The organism is Candidatus Karelsulcia muelleri (genome assembly GCF_024818015.1).
In the GTDB taxonomy this organism is placed as follows: Bacteria; Bacteroidota; Bacteroidia; order Flavobacteriales; family Blattabacteriaceae; genus Karelsulcia; species Karelsulcia muelleri_C.
The window spans coordinates 91,939-114,409 of record NZ_CP093908.1; the positions used below are offsets into that span (position 1 = coordinate 91,939).

Genomic DNA, 22,471 nt, shown 5'->3' on the forward strand with positions numbered 1-22,471 from the left:
ATTTAATGTATATAGCAATGAAAATTGGTAAAAAATTTAAATGGCCTCCAGTTACAGAACTTTATAAATCATTAGCAACTTTTTTTGAATTATTACGGATAATATCACTTAATACTTTTACTTTTAACAATTATTCACATATTCATAATCATACTTCTTTTTCAATACTTTCTTCAACCATTGATATAAATTCTTTAATCCAAAAAACTATAGAATATGATATGGATGCAGTAGGTATAACTGATTATGGTAATATGATGGGAGTTTTTAATTTCATAAATAGAATTAAAAATATGAATGAATCAATTAAAAAAAAAATAAAACCAATTGTAGGGTGTGAATTATATATTTCATCTAATGTAGAAAAAACTGATCAAATATATAATCAAGTTTTTTTTGCTAAAAATAAAAATGGTTATGATAATTTATCAAAATTATGTTCTCATGGATTTATATATGGATATTATTCAGGAATTCCTATAATTGTAAAAAAATTAGTTAAAAAATATAAAGCTAATTTAATAGCAGTTAGTGGAGATTTAAATTCGGAAATTCCATTTACTATTTTAAATAAAGGAGAAAATGAAGCTGAAAAAGTATTTAAATGGTGGCATAATTTATTTGGAGACGATTTTTATATAGAAATATTAAGACATGGTTTAAAAGAAGAAGATCATGTAAATCAAATTCTTTTAAAATTTTCAAAAACCTTTAATGTCAAATTTATTCCACAAAATAATAATTTTTATCTTTCCCAAAAAGATTATTATGCACATGATATTTTATTATGTGTAAAAAATAGTCAAAAGCAATCTATTCCTATAGGAAAAGGTAGAGGATTTCGTTTTGGATTTACAAATAAAGAATTTGATTTTAAAAATCCAAATCAAATGTATAATCTTTTTTCAGATTTACCTGAAGCATTTGATAATTTAAAGGAATTAATAGAAAAAGTAGAATTTTATGACATTACAAATAAAATGGTATTACCAAAATTTGATATTCCCAATTTTAAGCAGAATTCTGAAAATGAATATTTAAGGGATTTAACCTATCAAGGGGCTCAAAAAAAATATTTAGATATAAATGATATAATCAAAAAAAAAATTGAATTTGAACTTTATACTATAAAAAAAATAGGATATCCGGGATACTTTCTTATAGTACAAGATTTGATCTGTAAAGCCAAAAATATAGGTATTGAAGTAGGACCTGGAAGAGGTTCTGTTGCTGGATCTGTTGTTGCTTATTGTCTAGGTATAACTAATATTGATCCAATAAAATATAATCTTCTTTTTGAAAGATTTTTAAATCCTGATCGGATATCTCTACCGGATATTGATATTGATTTTGATGATAAAGGTCGTGAAAAAATAATAGAATGGGTAGTTAATAAATATGGGAAAAATCAAGTTGCTAAAATAATAACATATGGAAAAATGGGAGCAAAATCTTCAATAAGAGATACTGCTCGCGTTTTAAATCTTCCTTTATTAGAAACAGATACCATTGCAAAAATGGTACCTAATCAATCTCTATCTCTAAAAGAGATAATAAATAAAAATATAAAAGATTTAGAAAAAAAATTAAATTATGAAGAATTAGAAAATGTAAGAAAATTAAAAAAAATTTTTCAAAAAACAAAAACTTTACAGTCTAAAATCCTTCAACAAGCTATGCTAATTGAAGGTTCTGTTAGAAATACTGGAATTCATGCATGTGGAATAATAATAACACCTTCAGATATTAAAAAATATCTACCTGTATCTACAACAAAAGATTCTAATATTTTATTAACTCAATTTGATAATGATGTTGTAGAAAAAGTGGGGTTATTAAAAATGGATTTTTTAGGATTAAGAACGCTTACTATAATTAAAGAGACATTAGATTTAATTAAAATACCTCTTAAAGAGGTTAATCTTTCTGATATTAAAACTTATAAATTATTTAAAAAGGGAGAAACAGTTGCTGTTTTTCAATATGAATCTCCTGGTATGCAAAAATATCTTAGAAGGTTAAAACCAGATAAATTTGATGATTTAATAGCTATGAATGCTTTATATCGTCCTGGCCCTATGCAGTATATTACTAATTTTATAGCACGTAAACATGGACTTGAAAAAATCTCTTATGATCTTCCTGAGCTTAAAGAATTTTTAGAAGAAACTTATGGAATTACAGTTTATCAAGAACAAGTTATGTTGATTTCACAAAAAATCTCTGGATTTAGTAAAGGAGATGCAGATCTTTTAAGAAAAGCGATAGGTAAAAAAGACAAAGATCTATTAAGAAATATAAAACAAAAATTTATTGATGGTGGTCTAAATAATGGTTATTCAAAAAATATTTTAGAAAAAATATGGAAAGATTGGAAATCTTTTGCTTCATATGCTTTTAATAAATCTCATTCTACATGTTATTCATATATAGCTTTTAAAACAGCATATCTAAAAGCACATTATCCAGCTGAATATATGGCTTCAGTATTAAGCAATAATATGCAAAATTTAAAAAATATTACTTTTTTTATTGAAGAATGTCAACGTATGGGAGTAATAGTACTTGGACCAGATATAAATGAAAGTAATTATCAATTTACTGTTCATAATATGGGATATATCCGTTTTGGAATGGGGGCTATTAAGGGGATAGGAAAATCTTCTGTTGATTCTATTCTTAAAGAAAGAATTAATAGATATAATTCTATATTTTGCTTAATAAAAAATGTGAATTTACGCTTAGTTAATAAAAAAGTTTTAGAAAATTTAGTTTTATCAGGAGCTTTTGATAATTTTAAAAAAAAAATACATAGATCTCAATATTTTGATGAAGAAAATGGATCAAATATGATAGAAAAAATTATAAAATATCAAAAATTAAAGATGAAAAATTCACTTTTAAAAGAACCACAATTTAAAAATTGTAAAAAATGGAATAATATTGATCTTTTAAAGAAAGAAAAGGAAGTAATAGGAATGTATCTAACTTCTCATCCATTGAATGAGTATGTTTATGAAACAAAATATTTTACTAATGCTTCATTATATGATATAAATCATAATCAAGAAAAAATTCTTGGAAAGAATATTAATATATGTGGAATAATATCCAAGTCATTACATAGAATATCAAAAAATAATACAAAATACATAATCTTTCTTCTAGAAGATATTAAATCTAATAAGGAATTTCAACTAATTAGAGATAATTATGATAAATATCAAAATTTAATATATGAAAATAATCTAATTTACATGAGTTTATATATTCAAAGAATGAAAAGTCAAGAAATATTTATTAAAATATTGAAAATCTTAAATCTTAAGAAAGTATTAAAACTATTAACTAAGAGTATAGAGATTATTATTAATCATTTAAATAATGATTTAATTAAAAAATTAAAAATTTTAATTTTAAAAAATTTAGGAAATCAAAAATTATATATATCAATATTTGATAATAAAAATAAAAGAAAATATTTATCAAAACATTTGATAAATATAAATCATAATTTGTTAGAAACCCTTAGTAATAAATTCAAACTAAAATTTAATTTAAAAATCAATGAAAATAACAGTTAGAATAGCTAATTCTGATGATAAAAAGTATGCTTCTATTATCTGTAAAGAAATAGAGTCTTCTGCTAAAGTTAGAGGAACTGGTATATCTAAAAGAGATCCTGAGTATATTAAAAAAAAAATGGATGATGGATTTTCTGTTATAGCATTTTTTAATGGAGATTTAGCAGGATTTAGTTACCTTGAAGTATTTGAAAATAAAAATTTTTTATCTAATTCTGGACTTATTGTATTTCCTAAATACAGGTTACATGGATTAGCTAAAATGATAAAATTAGAAATATTTAAATTATCAAAAAAAAAATTTACGAATTCGAAAATATTTAGTATTACTACTAGTCCTGCAGTAATAAAGATTAATACAGATTTAGGTTTTAATCCTGTATTATTTAGTGATTTAACTAAATCTAAAAAATTTTGGAAAGGATGTAAAAGTTGTACGAATTATGATATTCTTATTAGAAATAAAAAAAAAATGTGTTTATGTACAGGATTATTATATGATCCTAAAAAAAAAATAAATTTAAATAATTCTTTAAATAAGGGAGATAAAATCTTATTAGCATATAGTGGTGGTTTAGATACTTCATATTGTTTAAAATATTTAACTAATGAAGGATATCAAGTAATAACTATTATAATTAATACTGGAGTATTTAATAATAAAGATCTTGAATCAATTGAAAAGAGAGCTATAAATATAGGAGCTATATCTCATTATTCTATAAATGCTAAAGAATACTTTTATTCTAAATGTATAAAATATTTAGTATATGGAAATATACTTAAAAATAATACATATCCTTTATCTGTTAGTTCAGAAAGATTTTTTCAAGCTATTTTAATTGCTGAATTTGCTAAAAACTTAAACGTTAAAGCTATTTCTCATGGAAGTACAGGAGCAGGAAATGATCAAGTTAGATTTGATTTAGCTTTTCAAATTTTATGTCCTAATAAAATTATAGTTACCCCAATAAGAGATATGAAATTATCTAGAAAGGAAGAAGTTTTTTTTTTAAAAAGTAAGGGTGTAAAAATTTCTTGGAAGAAAGCTAAATATTCTATTAATAAAGGGATTTGGGGGACTAGTATAGGTGGAGAAGAAACATTAAAATCATCAACATCATTACCTGAAAAAGCTTATCCTACAAAATTATCTGAATATTCTAAAAAAATCATAGAATTAAAATTTAAAAAAGGAGAATTATTCTCTGTTAATAAGATTAAAGATTTACAAATAAACAATATTATAAAACTTGAGAAAATCTCGTCTAAATTTGCTATAGGTAGAGATTTACATGTAGGAGATACTATACTTGGAATAAAGGGGAGAGTAGGATTTGAAGCGTCTGCTGCTTTATTAATAATAAAAGCACATAAACTTTTAGAAAAACATATTTTAACTAAATGGCAAATTTCTTGTAAAGAGCAATTATCAACTTGGTATGGAAATTTATTACATGAAGCACAATATTTAGATCCGATTATGCGTGATATTGAATGTTTTTTTAAAAATACTCAAAAACGAGTAAGTGGAAAAGTAACAATATTATTAAATCCATATAGATTCGAATTAATAGGTATTGATTCAAATTTTGATATGATGAAATCTAAAATTGCTAAATATGGTGAAATTAATAATGAGTGGACTAGTGATGAGGTTAAAGGATTTATTAAAATTTTTGGAAATCAAATGAAAATTTATCATAATATAAAAAAATATGATTAAAATAGGAATTATTGGTGGGGCTGGATATACTGCAAATGAATTAATTAAAATTCTTATTAATCATCCAAAAGTTGAAATAAAAACTATAGTTAGTACTACTTATCCAGGTCTTCCGATAGAAGATATACATAAAGATCTTATAGGTGAAATAAAAAATAAGAAACTATTTAGTTTTAGTACTGAAATTAGTGATGATATTGACTTATTATTTCTTTGTATCGGTCATGGACATTCAAAAAAAATATTAAAAAATATTGATTCTAAAATCAATGTAATAGATATGAGTAATGATTTTAGAATCAATAAAAATTTTTTCTTTAAAAAAAGAATTTTTCATTATGGTTTGCCTGAATTAAATAAAAAGATTATAAATCAATCTAAGAATATTGCTAATCCAGGCTGTTTTGCAACCGCTATACAATTATCAATATTACCTCTTGCAAAAAGAAAATTATTAAAAAATAATCTACATATTAGTGCTATAACTGGATCTACTGGTGCAGGTAGAATTAATAATTCAAAATTAAATTTTAGTTTTAGAAATAATAATATCTCAACATATAATTTATTTAATCATAATCATATAAATGAAGTGATACAAACTATAAAGAAATTACAAAATAAATATGATGGAAAAATTTATTTTATTCCTTATAGGGGTGGATTTTCTAGAGGAATAATATCAACATTATATACTAGGATAGATCTTTCATTTGAAGAAGTAAAAAATCTTTATGATAGATTTTATAAAAATAATCCTTTTATTTTTATTTCTGAAAAAGAAATTCACTTAAAACAAGTTATTAATACCAATAAATGTATTTTAAATTTAAAATACATTAAAAATAAACTAATAATCACTAGTATAATTGATAATCTTATAAAAGGAGCTTCAGGACAAGCTGTTCAAAATCTTAATATTATGTATAATTTTGAAGAAACCTGTGGTTTAAAATTAAAACCTCTGGGATTATAATGAATTTATTCGATGTTTATTCTAATGAAGAGATAGAAATAATTAAAGGTAGAGGAATATATATTTATGATAAATATAATCAAAAATATTTGGATTTTTATGGTGGACATGCTGTAATTTCAATTGGTCATTCTCATCCTAGATACGTAAATAATCTAAAAAAACAGATAAAGAAAATTTCTTTTTATTCTAATTCTATAAAAATCCCTGAACAAGAAAAATTAGCTAGTCTGCTACTAGATAGATCAGGGTATTATGATTATAAAGTTTTTTTATGTAATTCTGGAGCAGAAGCAAATGAAAATGCTCTTAAAATTGCGTCTTTTCATAACAACAAAAAAAAAATAATAGCATTTAAAAAATCTTTTCATGGCCGTACTAGTGGAGCTATTTCAATTACAGATAATAATAAAATTATTACTAAATTTAATTTACAACATAAAGTAAAATTTATTGATTATAAAAATCTCGATTTCTTAGAAGAAGAATTAAAAAAACAAGATATTTGTGCTGTTATTTCAGAAGGAATACAAGGGATAGGAGGGATAATTGATCCAGGGATGTTTGTTTTTAACAAAATAGATTTTTTATGTCGTAAATATAATACTATTTTTATAGTAGATGAAATACAAAGTGGTTATGGTAGAACCGGATTATTTTTTGCCCATCAAAATTCTGGGATTAAACCAGATATAATTACTATTGCTAAAGGTATGGGAAATGGATTTCCAATAGGAGGGGTTATTATAAGTTCTAAATTTAAACCATTTAATGGTATGTTAGGAACTACATTTGGTGGAAACTATTTAGCTTGTTCTTCTGGAATTTCGGTTTTAGAAATTATAAAAAAGGAATGTCTTATATCTAATGCAAAAAAAATGGGAGAAATATTTATTAATTCTTTAAAACAGATTGATGAAATTAAAGAAATAAGAGGAAAGGGTCTTATGCTAGGGATTAATTTTAATTTTAAAGTTAAAAAATTAATAAATTTTTTATTAAAAAAAGAAAAAATTTTTGTAGGATCTTCTTTAGATAAAAATCTAATAAGATTATTACCTCCTCTTACTATAAAAGAAAAACATATAAAAAACTTTATTATAAGATTAAAAAAAGCATTGTATTTTTTAAAAAATGATAAATAAAAATGCAAAATTTATTTTAGAGGATGGTAGTCTTTATGAAGCTTATAGTTTTGGTTATGAAAAATCCTCAGCTGGAGAAATTGTTTTTAATACTTCAATGACTGGTTATAATGAAAGTTTAACTGATCCTTCTTATAAAGGCCAAATATTAGTTTATACTTATCCATTAATTGGAAATTATGGAATTCCTAAAATAATTTCAGAAAAAAAAAATATAAAAAAATTTTTTGAATCAAATAATATTCATGTTTCTGGATTAATTACATCTTATTATTTAGATTCTGCATTCCACTGGAATATGTATAAAAAATTATCATATTTTTTAAAAATAAATAATACAGTAGGGATCTATGGAATAGATACAAGATCACTTACAAAAAAACTTAGAGATAAAGGAACTATGTTAGGAAAAATTATCATCTCAGATAATGTAAAATTTTATAATCCAGATAACTATAATTTAGTAGATAAGGTATCTATAAAAAAAAAAACAATATATGGGGATGGAAAACAGAAAATTTTGCTTATAGATTGTGGAGTAAAAAATAATATTATTAGATGTTTTTTAGAAAGAGATTGCACTGTAATAAGAGTTCCTTGGAATTATAATAATTTGATAAATGAAGAATATGATGGTTTATTTATTTCTAATGGTCCAGGAAATCCAAAAGGATATAAAACTACAATAAATAATATTAGTAAAGCTTTTATTTGTAATAAACCGATTTTTGGTATATGTTTAGGAAATCAATTATTAGGTCTTGCTGCTGGTTTTTATACACATAAACTTAAATATGGTCATAGAAGTAATAATCAACCTGTAATTTTATCAGGAACTAATAGGTGTTTTATAACTTCACAAAATCATGGATATGTAATAGATTCAAATAAAATTCCAAATGGATGGAAAATTTTTTTTAAAAATTTAAATGATAATACTTGTGAAGGATTAATAAATTATGAGAAAAATTTTATTTCAGTTCAATTTCATCCGGAAGCATCAAGTGGACCTACTGATAGTCAATTTCTTTTTGATGTATTTTTGAATTTTATAAAAACAAATAATAATTGAAATTAGAAAAAGTATTAGTGATAGGATCCGGTGCCTTGAAAATAGGAGAAGCTGGAGAATTTGATTATTCTGGAACACAAGCTTTAAAAGCTCTTAAGGAAGAAAAGATTTTTACGATTTTAGTAAATCCTAATATTGCTACAGTTCAAACATCTGAAAAAATAGCTGATAAAATTTATTCATTACCTATTACACCTTTTTTTGTTGAAAAAATAATTAAAAGAGAAAAACCACAAGGAATATTTATTTCATTTGGTGGGCAAACAGCTTTAAATTGTGGAATTGAATTATATAATTCTGGCGTGTTTAAAAAAAACAATGTCAAAGTTTTAGGAACTCCTATATCCTATATTATTAAAAGTGAAGATCGTGATATATTTAGACAAATGTTAATTAATAGAGGCATAAATATAGCTAAAAGTATAGCTGTAAATTCTGTATCTGAGGCTATAGATGCATCTAATGAAATAGTATTTCCTTTAATTATTAGATCTGCTTATGCTCTGGGGGGTTTGGGGAGTGGATTGGCTAAAAATGTATATGAATTTAAAAAAATATCAAGTGTTGCATTATCTTATTCTTCTCAAATTCTTATAGAAGAATCTCTAAAAGGTTGTAAAGAAATTGAATATGAAGTTGTAAGAGATATTTATGATAATTGTATTACTGTATGTAATATGGAAAATATAGATCCTATAGGAATTCATACTGGAGATAGTATTGTAGTTGCTCCTTCTCAAACATTGAATAATATAGAATATAATAAATTACGATTTCTTGCTCTAAAAATAGCTAGATATTTTAATATAATAGGTGAATGTAATGTTCAATTTGCTTTGTCTAATAATTCATATAAATATAATGTTATTGAGATAAATGCTCGTTTATCAAGATCAAGTGCTTTAGCTTCTAAAGCGACAGGATATCCTTTAGCCTTTATAGCTGCTAAATTAGCATTAGGATATGGATTATATGAATTAAAAAATACTGTTACTAAATTAACCTCTGCATTTTTTGAACCAGCTTTAGATTATATTGTTTGTAAAATACCCCGTTGGGATTTAAATAAATTTTCTGGCGTATCTACTAAAATTGGTAGTAGTATGAAAAGTGTAGGTGAGTTAATGTCTATAGGTGGTTCGTTTGAAGAAGCTTTTCAAAAAGGACTTAGAATGTTAGATTTAGGGTTATATGGATTGATCAATCCATTTAAAAATAAAAAAAATCTAAAATCAGTAATAAAGATTTTAAAATCTCCTAAATATAATAGAATAGAAGTGATTGAGGATGCATTTGAAAATGGATTATCAGTAGATAATCTAACATATATTACAAATATAAATCCTTGGTTTCTTTCTAGATTAGAAAATCTTTTTAAAACTAAAAAAAAAATCCAATCTTTTTATAATTTCAATTATATTCCATATGAATTATTATATCAATCAAAAAAAAAAGGATTTTCAGATAATCAAATTGCAGGACTTATATCTTCATCAATTTATGAAGTACCGTCAATAGCAAAGATTATAAGAAATTATAGGAATCAAAAAAATATAATCCCCTTTGTAAGGCAAATTGATACATTAGCATCTGAATATCCATCAAAAACTAATTATTTATATTTAACTTATAATGGAGAACATCATGATATTTCGTATTATGAAAATAATAAATCAATTGTGATTTTAGGATCAGGTGTATATAGAATTGGTAGTAGTGTTGAATTTGATTGGTGTTGTGTTAGTGGATTAGATTTTTTAAAAAAAGAAGGATATCGTTCAGTAATAATAAATTATAATCCAGAAACAGTAAGTACAGATTTTGATGTCTGTGATAGATTATATTTTGAAGAACTTAGTTTCGAAAGAGTATTAGATATAATAGAATTAGAAAATCCTGAAGGAACTGTTATCTCTATGGGGGGACAAATTCCAAATAATTTATCATTAAATCTTTATAAAAAAAAACTAAAAATATTAGGTACTTCTCCAATTAATATAGATGAAGTAGAAGATAGATATAAATTTTCTAAATTTCTAGATAAATTAGATATAGTTCAACCAAAATGGAAAGAATTATCTAATCTTTCTGATGTTTATAATTTTATTAAATTAGTAGGATTTCCTCTTCTTATAAGACCTTCTTATGTCTTATCTGGAGCTGCTATGAATATAGTTTTTGATAAAAGTAATTTAGATTTCTGTTTAAAACAGGCTAAAACAATATCTCATAACTATCCTATAGTTATAACTAAATTTATAGAAAATGCAAAAGAAATAGAATTAGATGCTGTTGCTAATAATGGGAAAATTATCTATAATGCTATTTCAGAACATATAGAATATGCAGGTGTTCATTCTGGAGATGCAACATTAGTATATCCTCCTCAAAATCTTTCATTAAATACTATCAAAAAAATCAAAAATATTTCCAAAAAAATAGCTAAAAGATTTAATATTTCCGGTCCATTTAATATCCAATTTTTGTATAAAAACAAAAACATCCAAGTCATTGAATGTAACTTAAGAGCTTCAAGAAGTTTTCCTTTTATATCAAAAGTATCACATTTTAATATAGTAGAATTAGCTATGAAAGTACTTTTAAAATCTAAAAAGTTTTATAAAACAAAATCTAATTTTTTAACAATTAATTATGTCGGTGTAAAATCTTCACAATTTTCCTTTTCTAGGCTTGAAGGGTCAGACCCAATATTAGGTGTAGATATGGTATCTACAGGAGAAGTAGGATGTTTAGGGTATACTTTTAATGAAGCTTTAATAAAATCTATGTTATCTGTTGGATATAATATCCCCAAAAAAAAGATATTTATTTCTATAAATTCTATAAAAAATAGAAAAATAATGTTTAATTATATTAAATTATTAATTTTAAATAATTATATGATTTTTTCTAAAAATGGAACTTATAATTTTTTTATTGAGAATAATATTCTTTGTAAGAAGATTGATGATACAATTGATAATTTAAAAACAATAGATCTTATTATTAATATAACATATAAAAATAATAAAAATGATTATTTAATTAGACGTGCAGCTATAGATTTTAATATTCCTTTATTAACTAATATTTGCTTAGCAAGAGCATTTATAATTTCATTTTGTGAAATTAAATCATTTAAAAGAATTCCGATATTACCTTGGAATAGTTATAAATAATGAAACAATTTATTAGTGTAAATGATGTAAAAGATGTTAAAAAACTTATCTATAAAGCTATAGAATTTAAAAAAAATCCTTTTCTTTCAAAAACAATTGGGAATAATAAAACTATTGGATTGGTGTTTTTTAATCCTAGTTTAAGAACACGTTTAAGTAGTCAAAAAGCAGCTTTTAATATAGGTTGTAATACTTGGATATTAAATATAAATTCAGATTCTTGGAAAATAGAAACATCTGATGGTTCAGTTATGAATTCTACACATACACAAGAACATATTAAAGAAGCTATAGGTGTAATGAGTTTATATTGTGATATCTTAGCTGTAAGAACATTTCCAGGTCTTATTGATAGAGAATATGATTATCAAGAAATATTACTTAAAAAAATAATCAACTATTCAAAAGTATCAGTAGTTAATCTTGAAAGTGCAACTTTACATCCCTTACAATCATTAGCAGATTTAATTACAATTGAAGAATTTAAAAAAAAACAAAAACTAAAAATAGTTTTAAGTTGGGCCCCTCATATAAAAGCATTACCTCAATCAGTTCCAAATTCGTTTATAGAATGGGTAAAACAACTTAAAAATATAAAATTATATATTACTAATCCAGATGGATATAATTTGAATAGTCATTTGACAAATGGAATAAAATTTATTAAAAATCAAAATGAAGCCTTTAAAGATGCTGATTTTATATATGCCAAAAATTGGAGTAGTTATGATAATTATGGTAAGATTCTTTGTAAGGATTTATCTTGGACTATCACAAATAAAAAAATGAAATTATCGAATAATGCTAAATTTATGCATTGTTTACCAGTAAGAAGAAATTTAGTAGTAGAAGATTCTGTTTTAGATGATAAAAATTCCATTGTTTTAAATCAAGCAGAAAATCGAATTTTTGCTACACAAACAGTCTTTCTAGAAATCTTAGATATGATATGATTAATGTCGTTAAAATTGGGGGGGATATTATAGAGGATAAAAAAATATTAATTTATTCTTTAAAAGAATTTTCTAAATTAGATGGATATAAAATCCTAGTTCATGGAGGAGGAAAAATAGCTGATGGTTTTTCTAAAAAAATGGGATATCATCAGAAAATGATAAATGGTAGACGTATTACAGATAAAACTACATTAGATATAGTAGTAATGACATATTCTGGGATTATAAATAAAAAACTAGTATCCAACTTACAAAGTTTAGGATTAAATTCTATAGGATTTTCTGGAGCTGATGGAAATCTAGTTAAATCATATAAACGGCCTGTTAAAGATATAGATTATGGATATGTTGGGAATTTAAAAAAAAAAAATAGCATTAATACTGATTTAATAAAATTTTTGTTTAAAATTGGTATAATTCCTGTTTTATCTCCTATTACTCATGATGGAAATGGAAATCTATTAAATACAAATGCAGATACGATAGCTTCTTATTTAGCTATTTCTTTATCAAAAGATTATAAAGTAATTTTAACATATTGTTTTAATAAAATTGGTATATTAAATAATTTAAATGATGAAAAATCATATTATTCTAATATAGAAGAAAATTTATTTAATAAATTAAAAATTAATAATATTATTAATAAAGGAATGATTCCAAAATTAGAAAATGCTTTTTTTGCATTAAAAAATGGAGTTTATAAAGTAAAAATATCTAATCCTAAATATACAAAAAAAACTATTTTATGTCTGTAATAGATTTAAAAAATCTAAAAAAAGAATGTATTAAGTTATTAAAAAAACTGATTTCCACCCCTTCTCTCTCAAAAGAAGAACACAAAACTGCAGATATACTAGAATCTTTTTTAAGAAAAAGAAAATTAAATCCAAAAAGAAAAGATAATAATCTATGGATTGAAAATCATAATTACGATAATGATCATTATACAATCCTATTAAATTCTCATCATGATACTATTAAACCGTCTAACGGATGGGAGACAGATCCATTTCTAGCTAAAGAATATGGAAATAAAATTATTGGATTAGGAAGTAATGATGCAGGAGGTTCTGTTGTTTCATTGATTGCAACTTTTATTTATATTAATAGTTTACCTAAATTTAAATATAAACTTATACTTATTATAAGTGCTGAAGAAGAAATTCGTGCCACAAGAGGAGTAGAAAGTATATTATGTAATTTAGGTAAAATAAATTTAGGTATTATAGGAGAACCTACAAATATGCAGATGGCAATAGCTGAAAAAGGATTAATTGTTTTAGATTGTTTATCTATTGGAACAACTGGTCATGCTGCAAGATTTGAAGGTATAAATGCCTTATATCTTGCAATAGATGACATAATCTGGTTAAAAAATTATGTTTTTCAAAACCAATCCGATTTATTAGGAAATATAAAATTAACCGTAACAAAAATCCAATGTGGTATACAGAGAAATGTTATACCAGATACTTGTTATTTTACTGTAGATATTAGAACTAATGAAATCTATTCTCATGAATATATTCTAAATAAAATTAAAAAAAATCTAAAGTCTAAAATAATATCAAGTTCTTATAGACTTAAATCATCTTATATAGATCCTAATCATAATATTGTAAAAACAGCTAAAAATCTTAATATCAAAATCTTTGGATCTCCCACTTTATCTGATCAAAGTGTAATGAATTTTACGACAGTAAAACTAGGAGTAGGGGATAGTTCCCGTTCTCATACTCCTAATGAGTATATACTTAGATCAGAAATAGAGAATGGAATTGACTTATATATCAATCTTTTACTTTTACTTAATTTAAGGTCTGGTAGTTCAGATGGTTAGAATACGTGCCTGTCACACACGAGGTCATGGGTTCGAATCCCATCCAGACCGCCTTGTGACCTGTCTCGAGACCGCCTTGTGACCTGGCTGGGTCTCGAACCCAGGACCCTTACATTAAAAGTGTAATGCTCTACCAACTGAGCTACCAAGTCATGTCATTATTTCTAAATATAATTTTTTTTTGATTTAAAATCAAATGATTTTTAAAATAATCCTAATAGGATATATGGGGTCTGGAAAGACAACTATAGGTAAAAAATTGGCTAATAATTTAAATCAGAAATTTTATGATTTAGATCAAAAAATTATAAAATATACTAAAAAAAGTATCTCTGAGCTATTTGAAATATATGGTGAAAAAAAATTCAGAAAGTTAGAATTTAATATTTTAAATTGTTTTTTTAAAACCAAAAAATCCTATATTTTATCAGTAGGGGGGGGGACTCCTTGTTATAAACATAACATGTTTTTAATGAAAAAAAATTCAAAAATCATTTATTTAAATGCTGAAATAAATACGTTATTTACCCGTATTTTAAATCAAAAAGAAAATAGACCTTTAATATCAAAATTATCTAATAATGATTTATATCATTTTATTTGTGATTCTTTGAGGAAAAGATTTTTTTTTTATAAAAAAGCTGATTCTACAATCTATATAGAGAATAAATCATTTTTAGATATAGTAAAAGAAATAAAATATGTTTTATAAACAACATTTTTTAAAAATTATAAATCAAAAATTTTATTTAAAAAATAAAATAATCTATGTATCAGTTAGTTCTGGATTAGATAGTATGGTTCTTTTAGATGTTCTTATTCAAATTTTGAATTTGACAATTTGTGTAATACATTGTAATTTTAACCTAAGAGGTACGGATTCTGATAAAGATGAATTGTTCATACAAGAATTTTGTTTAAAACACAAAATTTTGTTTAAATCTAAAAATTTCAATTTGAATCCGAATCCGAATACAATTAAAAGAAATTTTTCAATTCAAATGATGGCTCGAAAATTTAGATATGATTGGTTTAAATATTTATTAAATAATTCATATTGTGATTATATAGCTTTAGGGCATAATTTAGATGATTCAATAGAAACTTTTTTTATTAATCTTATTAGAGGTACTGGGATAAAAGGATTAATAGGAATTAATCATTTTCAAAAAAAAATTATTAGACCTTTCTCTTTTTTTTCTAAAAAAGAAATCATATCATATGCACAAGAAAATAATATTAAATGGCGTGAAGATAATAGTAATTATGATCATAAATATTTAAGAAATAGAATTAGATTTTTTTTAAAACCAATTTTAGATTATAAATTTTCTAATGGTTTTAAAAAATCTATAAAATATTTAGATTATGAATCTGTATGTTCTAAAACCCATATCGATTATATTTATAATTCAATTACAATTGAAAAAAACAAATCTCCATTTTTCTTGAAAATAGATATCAAAAAATTATTAATTTTATATCCAATAAATACATATTTATTTAAAATATTTAATATCTATGGATTTAGTAATCCTAAAGATTTAAAAAAAATTTTAAATTCTAAATCAGGAAAAAAATTCTTTTCAAAAAACTATTGTCTTATTAGAGAGAAAACTACTTTAGTTGTAGTAGAATCAATATTATCTACATAATATAGATACTACTTTTTTTATATAAAAATGAAATGAATTATATAATAGATTTTATAAATCTTTCTAGACTTTTTTCTAAATAAGACTTTTTAATAGCTTTTATAAAAGCACTTCCAATAATTGCTCCTTCAGCATATTTAAATGCTAAATTTAATGATTTTTTATCACAGATTCCAAATCCAATAAGTTTAGGAACATTTATTTCTTTTATTCTTTCTAGAAATGATAAATTTATATTATTTTTAGTACCTGTAGTAGAATTAGATGAAACTATATATAAAAAATAATCAGTAATACTACTTAACATTTTAATACGTTTTAAAGATGTTTGAGGAGTAATTAAAACTATAAATGCTAATTTATATTTTTTAAATATTTTTTTATATTTATTTAGGTAAATCCTTGGAGGTAAGTCTGGGAAAATTAATCCAGATACACCAGATTTTCTACAATCTTCTAAAAATTTTATTTCACTATATTTGATAAATTGATTATAATATCCCATTAATATTATTGGAATCTTTATATATTTTTTTACTTTTTTAAGTTTAGAAAATAAAACTGATAGATTCATACCATTTTTTAAAGATTTTGTATTACTTTTTTGGATTATCTTTCCATCTGCTAATGGATCAGAATATGGTATTCCAATTTCTACTATATCTATCTTTAGATTTTGTAATATTTTTAATATAAGTGGCATACTATCTATAGATGGATAGCCAGCAGTGAAATATATATTTAATATATTTTTTTTTTTATTTATAAATAATCTTTTTATTTTATTCATTATTTATTTTCAATATGTTTTATATATGTATCCATATCTTTATCACCTCTCCCAGACAGATTTATGATTACCAAATCCTTTTTTTGAAATGAAAGTTTTTTTAAACTAGCTATAGCATGAGCACTTTCTAATGCTGGGATTATTCCTTCTAAAGATGATAGTTCAATTCCAGCTTCTATAGCCTCAAAATCTGTAACACTTATAAAAGTAGCACGGTTTTTATAAAATAAATTTGCATGCATAGGACCTATACCTGGATAATCAAGTCCAGCAGATATAGAATAAGGTTCTAATATTTGTCCATATTTATCTTGCATAAGTATAGTCATACTCCCATGTAATACCCCTCTAGAGCCTTTTTGTATTGTTGCTGCTGTTTTATTAGTATTTAATCCTAATCCTGATGCTTCTACTCCTATTAACTTAACATATTCATCATCTAAAAAATGATAAAATATACCTGCAGCATTACTTCCCCCACCTAAACAAGCAATTATATAGTTAGGTAGTATACCTGATTCTTTTTCTTTTAATTGTTCTTTTATTTCTTCACTAATAATTGATTGAAAGTAAGATACCATTCTAGGATATGGATCTGGCCCCACTGCTGACCCGATCATATAATAACAATCTGGATTATTAATCCAATATCTAATAGCTTCATTTACTGAATCTTTTAATGTTTTGCTTCCACTATTAACAGCTATTATGTTAGCCCCTAACATTTTCATCCTATATACATTTTGTATTTGTCGTTTTATATCTACTTCTCCCATAAAAATGGTACATTTTAATCCTAATAAAGAACAAATAGTGGAAGTAGCCACACCATGTTGACCTGCACCTGTTTCTGAAATAATATTTTTTTTTCCAATTTCTTTAGCTAATAACGCTTGACCAATTGTATTATTGATTTTATGAGATCCAGTATGATTTAAATCTTCTCTTTTTAAATAGATTTTAGCTCCATATATTTTAGATAAATTTTTACAATAAAACAAAGGAGACGGTCTTCCTACATAATTATGTAATAAGATTTTTAGTTTTTTTTTAAAACTATTATTGTTTCTAATTTTATTATATTCATTTTTTAAATAATTTATATTATTATATAGCATTTCCGGTATATACGCACCTCCAAAATTTCCATAAAATCCATGATAATCTGATAAATATTTATATTTTATTCTAGAAATGAATTTTTTCAACAAATTAAAATTTTTTAATCCAGGTTTGTTTTCAAAACAACTATTTAAATCTATTCCTAATAATTTGGGGATATTTAAATTATTGATTTTATCAAAATCATTTGAATTTATACCTCCACTTAAAATAAATGGTACTTTAAAGTTATAATTATCAATTTTTTCCCAAAAAAATTTTTTTCCAGTACCTCCATAGAGGTTTGATTTAAAGTCAAATAAAAAATATTTTACATGATCTATATATTCTTTTATTTTTTCGAAATCAAAATTATGATCTATTCCAAAAGATTTAATTATTTTAATTCCCTTTTTAGAAATATTCCTACAATAATAAGGACTTTCGTCCCCATGTAATTGGACAAAATCTAAATTATTTTTTAGACTTAATTTTAATAATTTATCTTCTTTTTCATTTACAAAAACACCAACTTTTGAAATACCAATAGTGTCAGGAGCTAAAAAATTATCTCCTACAAATCTAGGAGATTTTTCAAAAAAAATGAATCCTATAAAATCAGGGTATAAATCAATTATCGATGATATATTATTATAGTATTTTAATCCACAGATTTTTATTTTTTTAAACATAAAAAATATTTTTTATAAACTTTTTACAGTAATTCCCTGGATTAAAGGATGACAGAAATTTTTCTCCTATTAAAAAACCATTAAATCCTAAATTATATAAATCAATTATATTTTCTATATTAGAAATTCCACTTTCAGTGATAATCTGAAATTTTTTAGGGATTAATGAATCTAATTTTTTAGAAAGATGAATATCTACATTAAATGTAGATAAATCTCTATTATTTATTCCTAATATATCTATATCATAAGATATTTTTGATATATCTTTTTTATCATGTAATTCTAATATTACTTCTAAACCTAAACTTTTAGCTAAAGTAGATAAAAATTTAATTTTTTTTTGATCTAAAATTTTAGCTATTAATAATATTGCATCTGCGCCTATAGCTTTTGAATGAATAATTTGATGTTCGTCAATTAGAAAATCTTTTCTTAAGATTGGAATAAATATCTTTTTACGGATTTTTGATAAATCTTTACTACTTCCTAAAAAAAATTTGTTATCAGTAAGTATAGATATTCCAATAGATCCTGCTTCTTGATATTCTTTACAAATTTTATCTAAAATCATATTTTTATTGTTAAAATCTTTAGATGGAGATTTTCTTTTAAATTCTGAAATTATTCCAATATTATTATATTTAATTCTTTCTTTTAAAGAAAGACATTTTCTTTTAAAGATTTTTTTTTTTTCAAGTGATTGAATACTATATTTTTTTATATCTCTTATTATATCTTTTTTTTTTCTTTCTATAATTTTTTTTATAAAATTCATTATATTTCTAAAAATTTTTTGAATATTTTCTTTGCTTTACCGCTTTTTAAGGCTTCTTGTGCTTTATAATAATTAGTAGTAATACTACATTCATTTAATAAGCTAAGTGCAAAAGAAGCATTAATTGAAACAACATCATTTTGATATACAGTTCCATTACCAGATATTATATCTAAAAATATACGTGTATTTTCTATATTATTTTTCCCTCCTTTTAAGTCTAAAGGATTCATTTTTTTTATACCAAAATCTTCTGGATCAAATATATGTTCCCCTTGGTTATCATAACATTTTAAAACGGATGTTAAAGAAATTTCATCATATCCATCTAAACTATGGACTATTGAATAATTTTTATCAGTTTCTTGATATAAATAATAGTATAGTCTAGCTAATTCTAAATCACTTACACCAAGTAACTGATTTTTTGTATTACTAGTATTTAATAATGGGCCTAACATATTAAAAAATGTTTTTATTCCAAGGTTTTTTCTAACCTCTGTTACTTTTTTAAGTGTTGGATGAAACAAATGAGAATGTAAATAACAAATACCTACTTTTTCTAATTGTTTTTTTAATTTTTCTTCTTTAGACGTAAACTTAGATTGTAATATTTCAAATATATTAGAAGATCCTGTTACAGATGATGAACTATAACTACCATGTTTAATAACTTTTTCTCCTAAGCTTGCTACTATAAAACATGATAAAGTTGAAATATTGAAAGTATTTTTATTATCTCCACCAGTTCCTACTATATCTATAGCATTATATTCTTTTAAATTTAATTTAATAGATAATTCAATTAAAGCTTGACTAAACCCTTTTATTTCTTCTAATGTTGGAAATCTCATATTATATATTGCAGATATAGCGGCTATTTGATTATGATTAAATTTATCTTGATATAAAGATATCAAAACATTTTCAGCATCTTCTTTACTAAGAGTTTTATGCTCAAATAAATAATTTAATATATCTTTCATTTTTTTAACCAATTTTCTATTATTTTAAAACCATATGGTGTTAAAATTGATTCAGGATGAAATTGAACTCCACTAACATCATAGTTTTTATGACGTATAGCCATAATTTCTTTTTCTGAACCTAAAGCAGTTATTTTTAAATCTGATGGAAACATATCTTGTGATATTACCCAAGAATGATAACGGCCAACTTTGATTTTTTTAGGGATTTTATTAAATAAAATTTCTTTATCATCTATAATTTCTATTAAACTGGAAACTCCATGATATATTTTATTAGAATTTATTAATTTTCCACCAAAAACTTCAGCTATTGCTTGTTGACCTAAACACACACCGAAAATACTTTTACTATCCGCGTATCTTTTTATAAGAGGTTTAAGAATATTAGCATCATCTGGGACCCCTGGTCCTGGTGATAAAATAATTTTATTAAAATTTTCAATTTTATTTAAATTGATCTGATCATTTCTGTAAACTTCTACTTTTGCATCAGTTATTTTTTTTACAATATGTACAATATTATATGTAAAAGAATCATAATTATCTAATACTAATATTTTTTTCATTTTACTTTAAAAGATTTTTTGCTAATTCTATAGCATTATTTAATGCCATAAGTTTATTATTAACTTCTTCTAATTCTTTATCTGCTTTAGAGCCATAAACTATTCCTGCTCCAGCTTGAAAAAAAAGAATATTATTTTTACTTATAAAAGATCTTATAATGATAGCGGTATTTAGATTACCATCTAATCCAAAAAATCCTATTGCTCCACCATATATACCCCTATTTATTTTTTCAATATTATCTATTAATTTCATAGCTTTATATTTTGGCGTACCTGAAAGAGTTCCAGCAGGAAAAGTATCACCAAATACTTTTATTAAAGAGATTTTTTTTTTAAAAATACAAGAAACTTTTGATACCATATGCAATACATGGGAAAAATATTGAACTTCTTTATAATTATCAACAATAACATTTCTAGAATTTTTACTTAAATCATTTCTTGCTAAATCTACTAACATTACATGTTCAGCATTTTCTTTAGGATCTTTAATCAATTTTTTAGCTAATTTTTTATCTTTTTCATCATTACCTGATCTTTTAATTGTCCCAGCTATTGGATTAATATAGGCTTTATTATTTTTAACTAGAATTTGAGATTCTGGAGATGATCCTAAAAGTTTATAATCTCCATAATCAAAATAAAATAAATAAGGAGATGGATTTATAGATCTTAAAGCTCTATAAACATTAAATTCATCACCTTTAAATTTTTGTTTGAATTGTCTAGAAATTACAATTTGAAAAACATCTCCTTTAATACAGGCTTTTATTCCAGAAGAAACCATTTTTTTATATTCATCATCTGTTATATTAGAGTATTTTTTACCTATAGGATTAAAAGTAAAATAAGAATAATTTTTATTATATACTAAATCAATAATTAGATTGATTGATGTCTCATTTTTTTCAGAAAATTTATGTTCTACTATATACAGTTCATTATAAAAATGTTTAAAAATAATTAAATTTGCATAAAATCCAAATCTTATTTGAGGTACATCATATGATTTATTTAGAAATGAATTAAATTTTATATTTTCAAAAAATTGTACACTATCATAAGATGTATACCCATAAAAACCAGAATAAGGACTACAATTATTTGTGCTATAAAATTTTTTAATAAAATTATCCAAATAAAACTGTATAGAAGTAGGAGAAGAACTATCTATAGATAGATTAGATTTTTTATTATCTGGATATAAGATTTTAATTTTCTTATTATGAATTCTAATTTCAGATATTAAATTAATACAAATTATAGAAGAATGATTTTTAGTAGTTTGATAATCTGAAGATTCTAATAATAATAAGTTAGAAAATTTATCTCTTAATTTTAAATATAGCTCGACAGGAGTTGAAATATCAGCTAATAATTTCTTTTGAATAGTTTTAAAACTAAATTTATACATGT

Annotated in this window: 17 protein-coding genes and 2 tRNA genes; 12 read left to right on the forward strand and 7 right to left on the reverse strand. The window is 23.4% G+C overall.

Annotated features, from left to right (window positions below):
- Positions 1 to 5: 5 nt before the first annotated feature.
- The 10 genes from dnaE to MP018_RS00595 all read left to right on the forward strand — a co-directional run bounded on the left by dnaE (position 6) and on the right by MP018_RS00595 (position 14,532).
- Positions 6 to 3,584, forward strand: coding sequence for a DNA polymerase III subunit alpha (dnaE, locus tag MP018_RS00550; RefSeq protein WP_259288660.1), 3,579 nt, complete (start codon positions 6 to 8; stop codon positions 3,582 to 3,584).
- Positions 3,568 to 5,310: an argininosuccinate synthase domain-containing protein gene (locus MP018_RS00555; RefSeq protein WP_259288590.1), complete on the forward strand. Its 1,743-nt coding sequence runs from the start codon at positions 3,568 to 3,570 to the stop codon at positions 5,308 to 5,310. Before dnaE ends, MP018_RS00555 begins: the two co-directional genes overlap by 17 nt.
- Complete coding sequence (gene argC, locus MP018_RS00560) at positions 5,303 to 6,286, forward strand: N-acetyl-gamma-glutamyl-phosphate reductase (RefSeq protein WP_259082823.1); 984 nt, start codon at positions 5,303 to 5,305, stop codon at positions 6,284 to 6,286. The genes MP018_RS00555 and argC overlap by 8 nt, the downstream gene beginning before the upstream one ends.
- Positions 6,286 to 7,431: an aspartate aminotransferase family protein gene (locus tag MP018_RS00565; protein ID WP_259288591.1), complete on the forward strand. Its 1,146-nt coding sequence runs from the start codon at positions 6,286 to 6,288 to the stop codon at positions 7,429 to 7,431. The genes argC and MP018_RS00565 overlap by 1 nt, the downstream gene beginning before the upstream one ends.
- On the forward strand, positions 7,421 to 8,503 hold the full coding sequence (gene carA / locus MP018_RS00570) for a glutamine-hydrolyzing carbamoyl-phosphate synthase small subunit (protein ID WP_259082821.1): 1,083 nt from the start codon (positions 7,421 to 7,423) through the stop codon (positions 8,501 to 8,503). Before MP018_RS00565 ends, carA begins: the two co-directional genes overlap by 11 nt.
- Positions 8,500 to 11,682 carry a carbamoyl-phosphate synthase (glutamine-hydrolyzing) large subunit gene (gene carB, locus MP018_RS00575; protein WP_259288592.1) on the forward strand — a complete coding sequence of 1,061 codons (3,183 nt, stop codon included), beginning with the start codon at positions 8,500 to 8,502 and terminating at the stop codon, positions 11,680 to 11,682. Before carA ends, carB begins: the two co-directional genes overlap by 4 nt.
- Positions 11,682 to 12,635: a Rossmann-fold NAD(P)-binding domain-containing protein gene (locus tag MP018_RS00580; protein ID WP_259288593.1), complete on the forward strand. Its 954-nt coding sequence runs from the start codon at positions 11,682 to 11,684 to the stop codon at positions 12,633 to 12,635. The genes carB and MP018_RS00580 overlap by 1 nt, the downstream gene beginning before the upstream one ends.
- Positions 12,632 to 13,396 (forward strand): acetylglutamate kinase, encoded by a 765-nt coding sequence (argB, locus tag MP018_RS00585; RefSeq protein WP_259082818.1) that lies wholly within the window; start codon positions 12,632 to 12,634, stop codon positions 13,394 to 13,396. Before MP018_RS00580 ends, argB begins: the two co-directional genes overlap by 4 nt.
- Positions 13,387 to 14,481, forward strand: a complete 1,095-nt coding sequence (locus MP018_RS00590; protein ID WP_259288594.1) for a M20 family metallo-hydrolase — start codon at positions 13,387 to 13,389, stop codon at positions 14,479 to 14,481. Before argB ends, MP018_RS00590 begins: the two co-directional genes overlap by 10 nt.
- Positions 14,459 to 14,532 (forward strand) — tRNA-Asp (locus tag MP018_RS00595). Before MP018_RS00590 ends, MP018_RS00595 begins: the two co-directional genes overlap by 23 nt.
- Before the next feature lie 28 nt (positions 14,533 to 14,560).
- Here the strand turns inward: MP018_RS00595 and MP018_RS00600 are convergent.
- Positions 14,561 to 14,633, reverse strand: a tRNA-Lys gene (locus MP018_RS00600).
- 44 nt (positions 14,634 to 14,677) lie between these two features.
- On the opposite strand from MP018_RS00600, the gene MP018_RS00605 reads away from it, so the two are divergent.
- Positions 14,678 to 15,193, forward strand: coding sequence for a shikimate kinase (locus MP018_RS00605; protein WP_259288595.1), 516 nt, complete (start codon positions 14,678 to 14,680; stop codon positions 15,191 to 15,193).
- Entirely contained in the window at positions 15,183 to 16,136 is a 954-nt protein-coding gene (gene tilS / locus MP018_RS00610) for a tRNA lysidine(34) synthetase TilS (RefSeq protein ID WP_259288596.1), read from the forward strand. Before MP018_RS00605 ends, tilS begins: the two co-directional genes overlap by 11 nt.
- A gap of 37 nt (positions 16,137 to 16,173) precedes the next feature.
- Here the strand turns inward: tilS and trpA are convergent, their stop codons facing one another.
- Genes trpA through MP018_RS00640 form a run of 6 tightly spaced genes read right to left on the reverse strand, consistent with a single transcriptional unit; the run spans position 16,174 to position 22,469 of the window.
- The gene (gene trpA / locus MP018_RS00615) at positions 16,174 to 16,926 is read right to left on the reverse strand and encodes a tryptophan synthase subunit alpha (protein WP_259288597.1); all 753 of its coding nucleotides are present in this window, start codon (positions 16,924 to 16,926) and stop codon (positions 16,174 to 16,176) included.
- The gene (locus MP018_RS00620; protein WP_259288598.1) at positions 16,926 to 18,719 is read right to left on the reverse strand and encodes a bifunctional phosphoribosylanthranilate isomerase/tryptophan synthase subunit beta; all 1,794 of its coding nucleotides are present in this window, start codon (positions 18,717 to 18,719) and stop codon (positions 16,926 to 16,928) included. Before MP018_RS00620 ends, trpA begins: the two co-directional genes overlap by 1 nt.
- Positions 18,712 to 19,497, reverse strand: a complete 786-nt coding sequence (locus MP018_RS00625) for an indole-3-glycerol phosphate synthase TrpC (protein WP_259288599.1) — start codon at positions 19,495 to 19,497, stop codon at positions 18,712 to 18,714. Before MP018_RS00625 ends, MP018_RS00620 begins: the two co-directional genes overlap by 8 nt.
- Positions 19,497 to 20,483: an anthranilate phosphoribosyltransferase gene (gene trpD, locus MP018_RS00630; RefSeq protein ID WP_259288444.1), complete on the reverse strand. Its 987-nt coding sequence runs from the start codon at positions 20,481 to 20,483 to the stop codon at positions 19,497 to 19,499. Before trpD ends, MP018_RS00625 begins: the two co-directional genes overlap by 1 nt.
- Positions 20,480 to 21,052 carry an anthranilate synthase component II gene (locus MP018_RS00635; protein ID WP_259082810.1) on the reverse strand — a complete coding sequence of 191 codons (573 nt, stop codon included), beginning with the start codon at positions 21,050 to 21,052 and terminating at the stop codon, positions 20,480 to 20,482. Before MP018_RS00635 ends, trpD begins: the two co-directional genes overlap by 4 nt.
- Before the next feature lies 1 nt (position 21,053).
- Positions 21,054 to 22,469, reverse strand: a complete 1,416-nt coding sequence (locus tag MP018_RS00640) for an anthranilate synthase component I family protein (protein ID WP_259288600.1) — start codon at positions 22,467 to 22,469, stop codon at positions 21,054 to 21,056.
- Between the last annotated feature and the right edge of the window lie 2 nt (positions 22,470 to 22,471).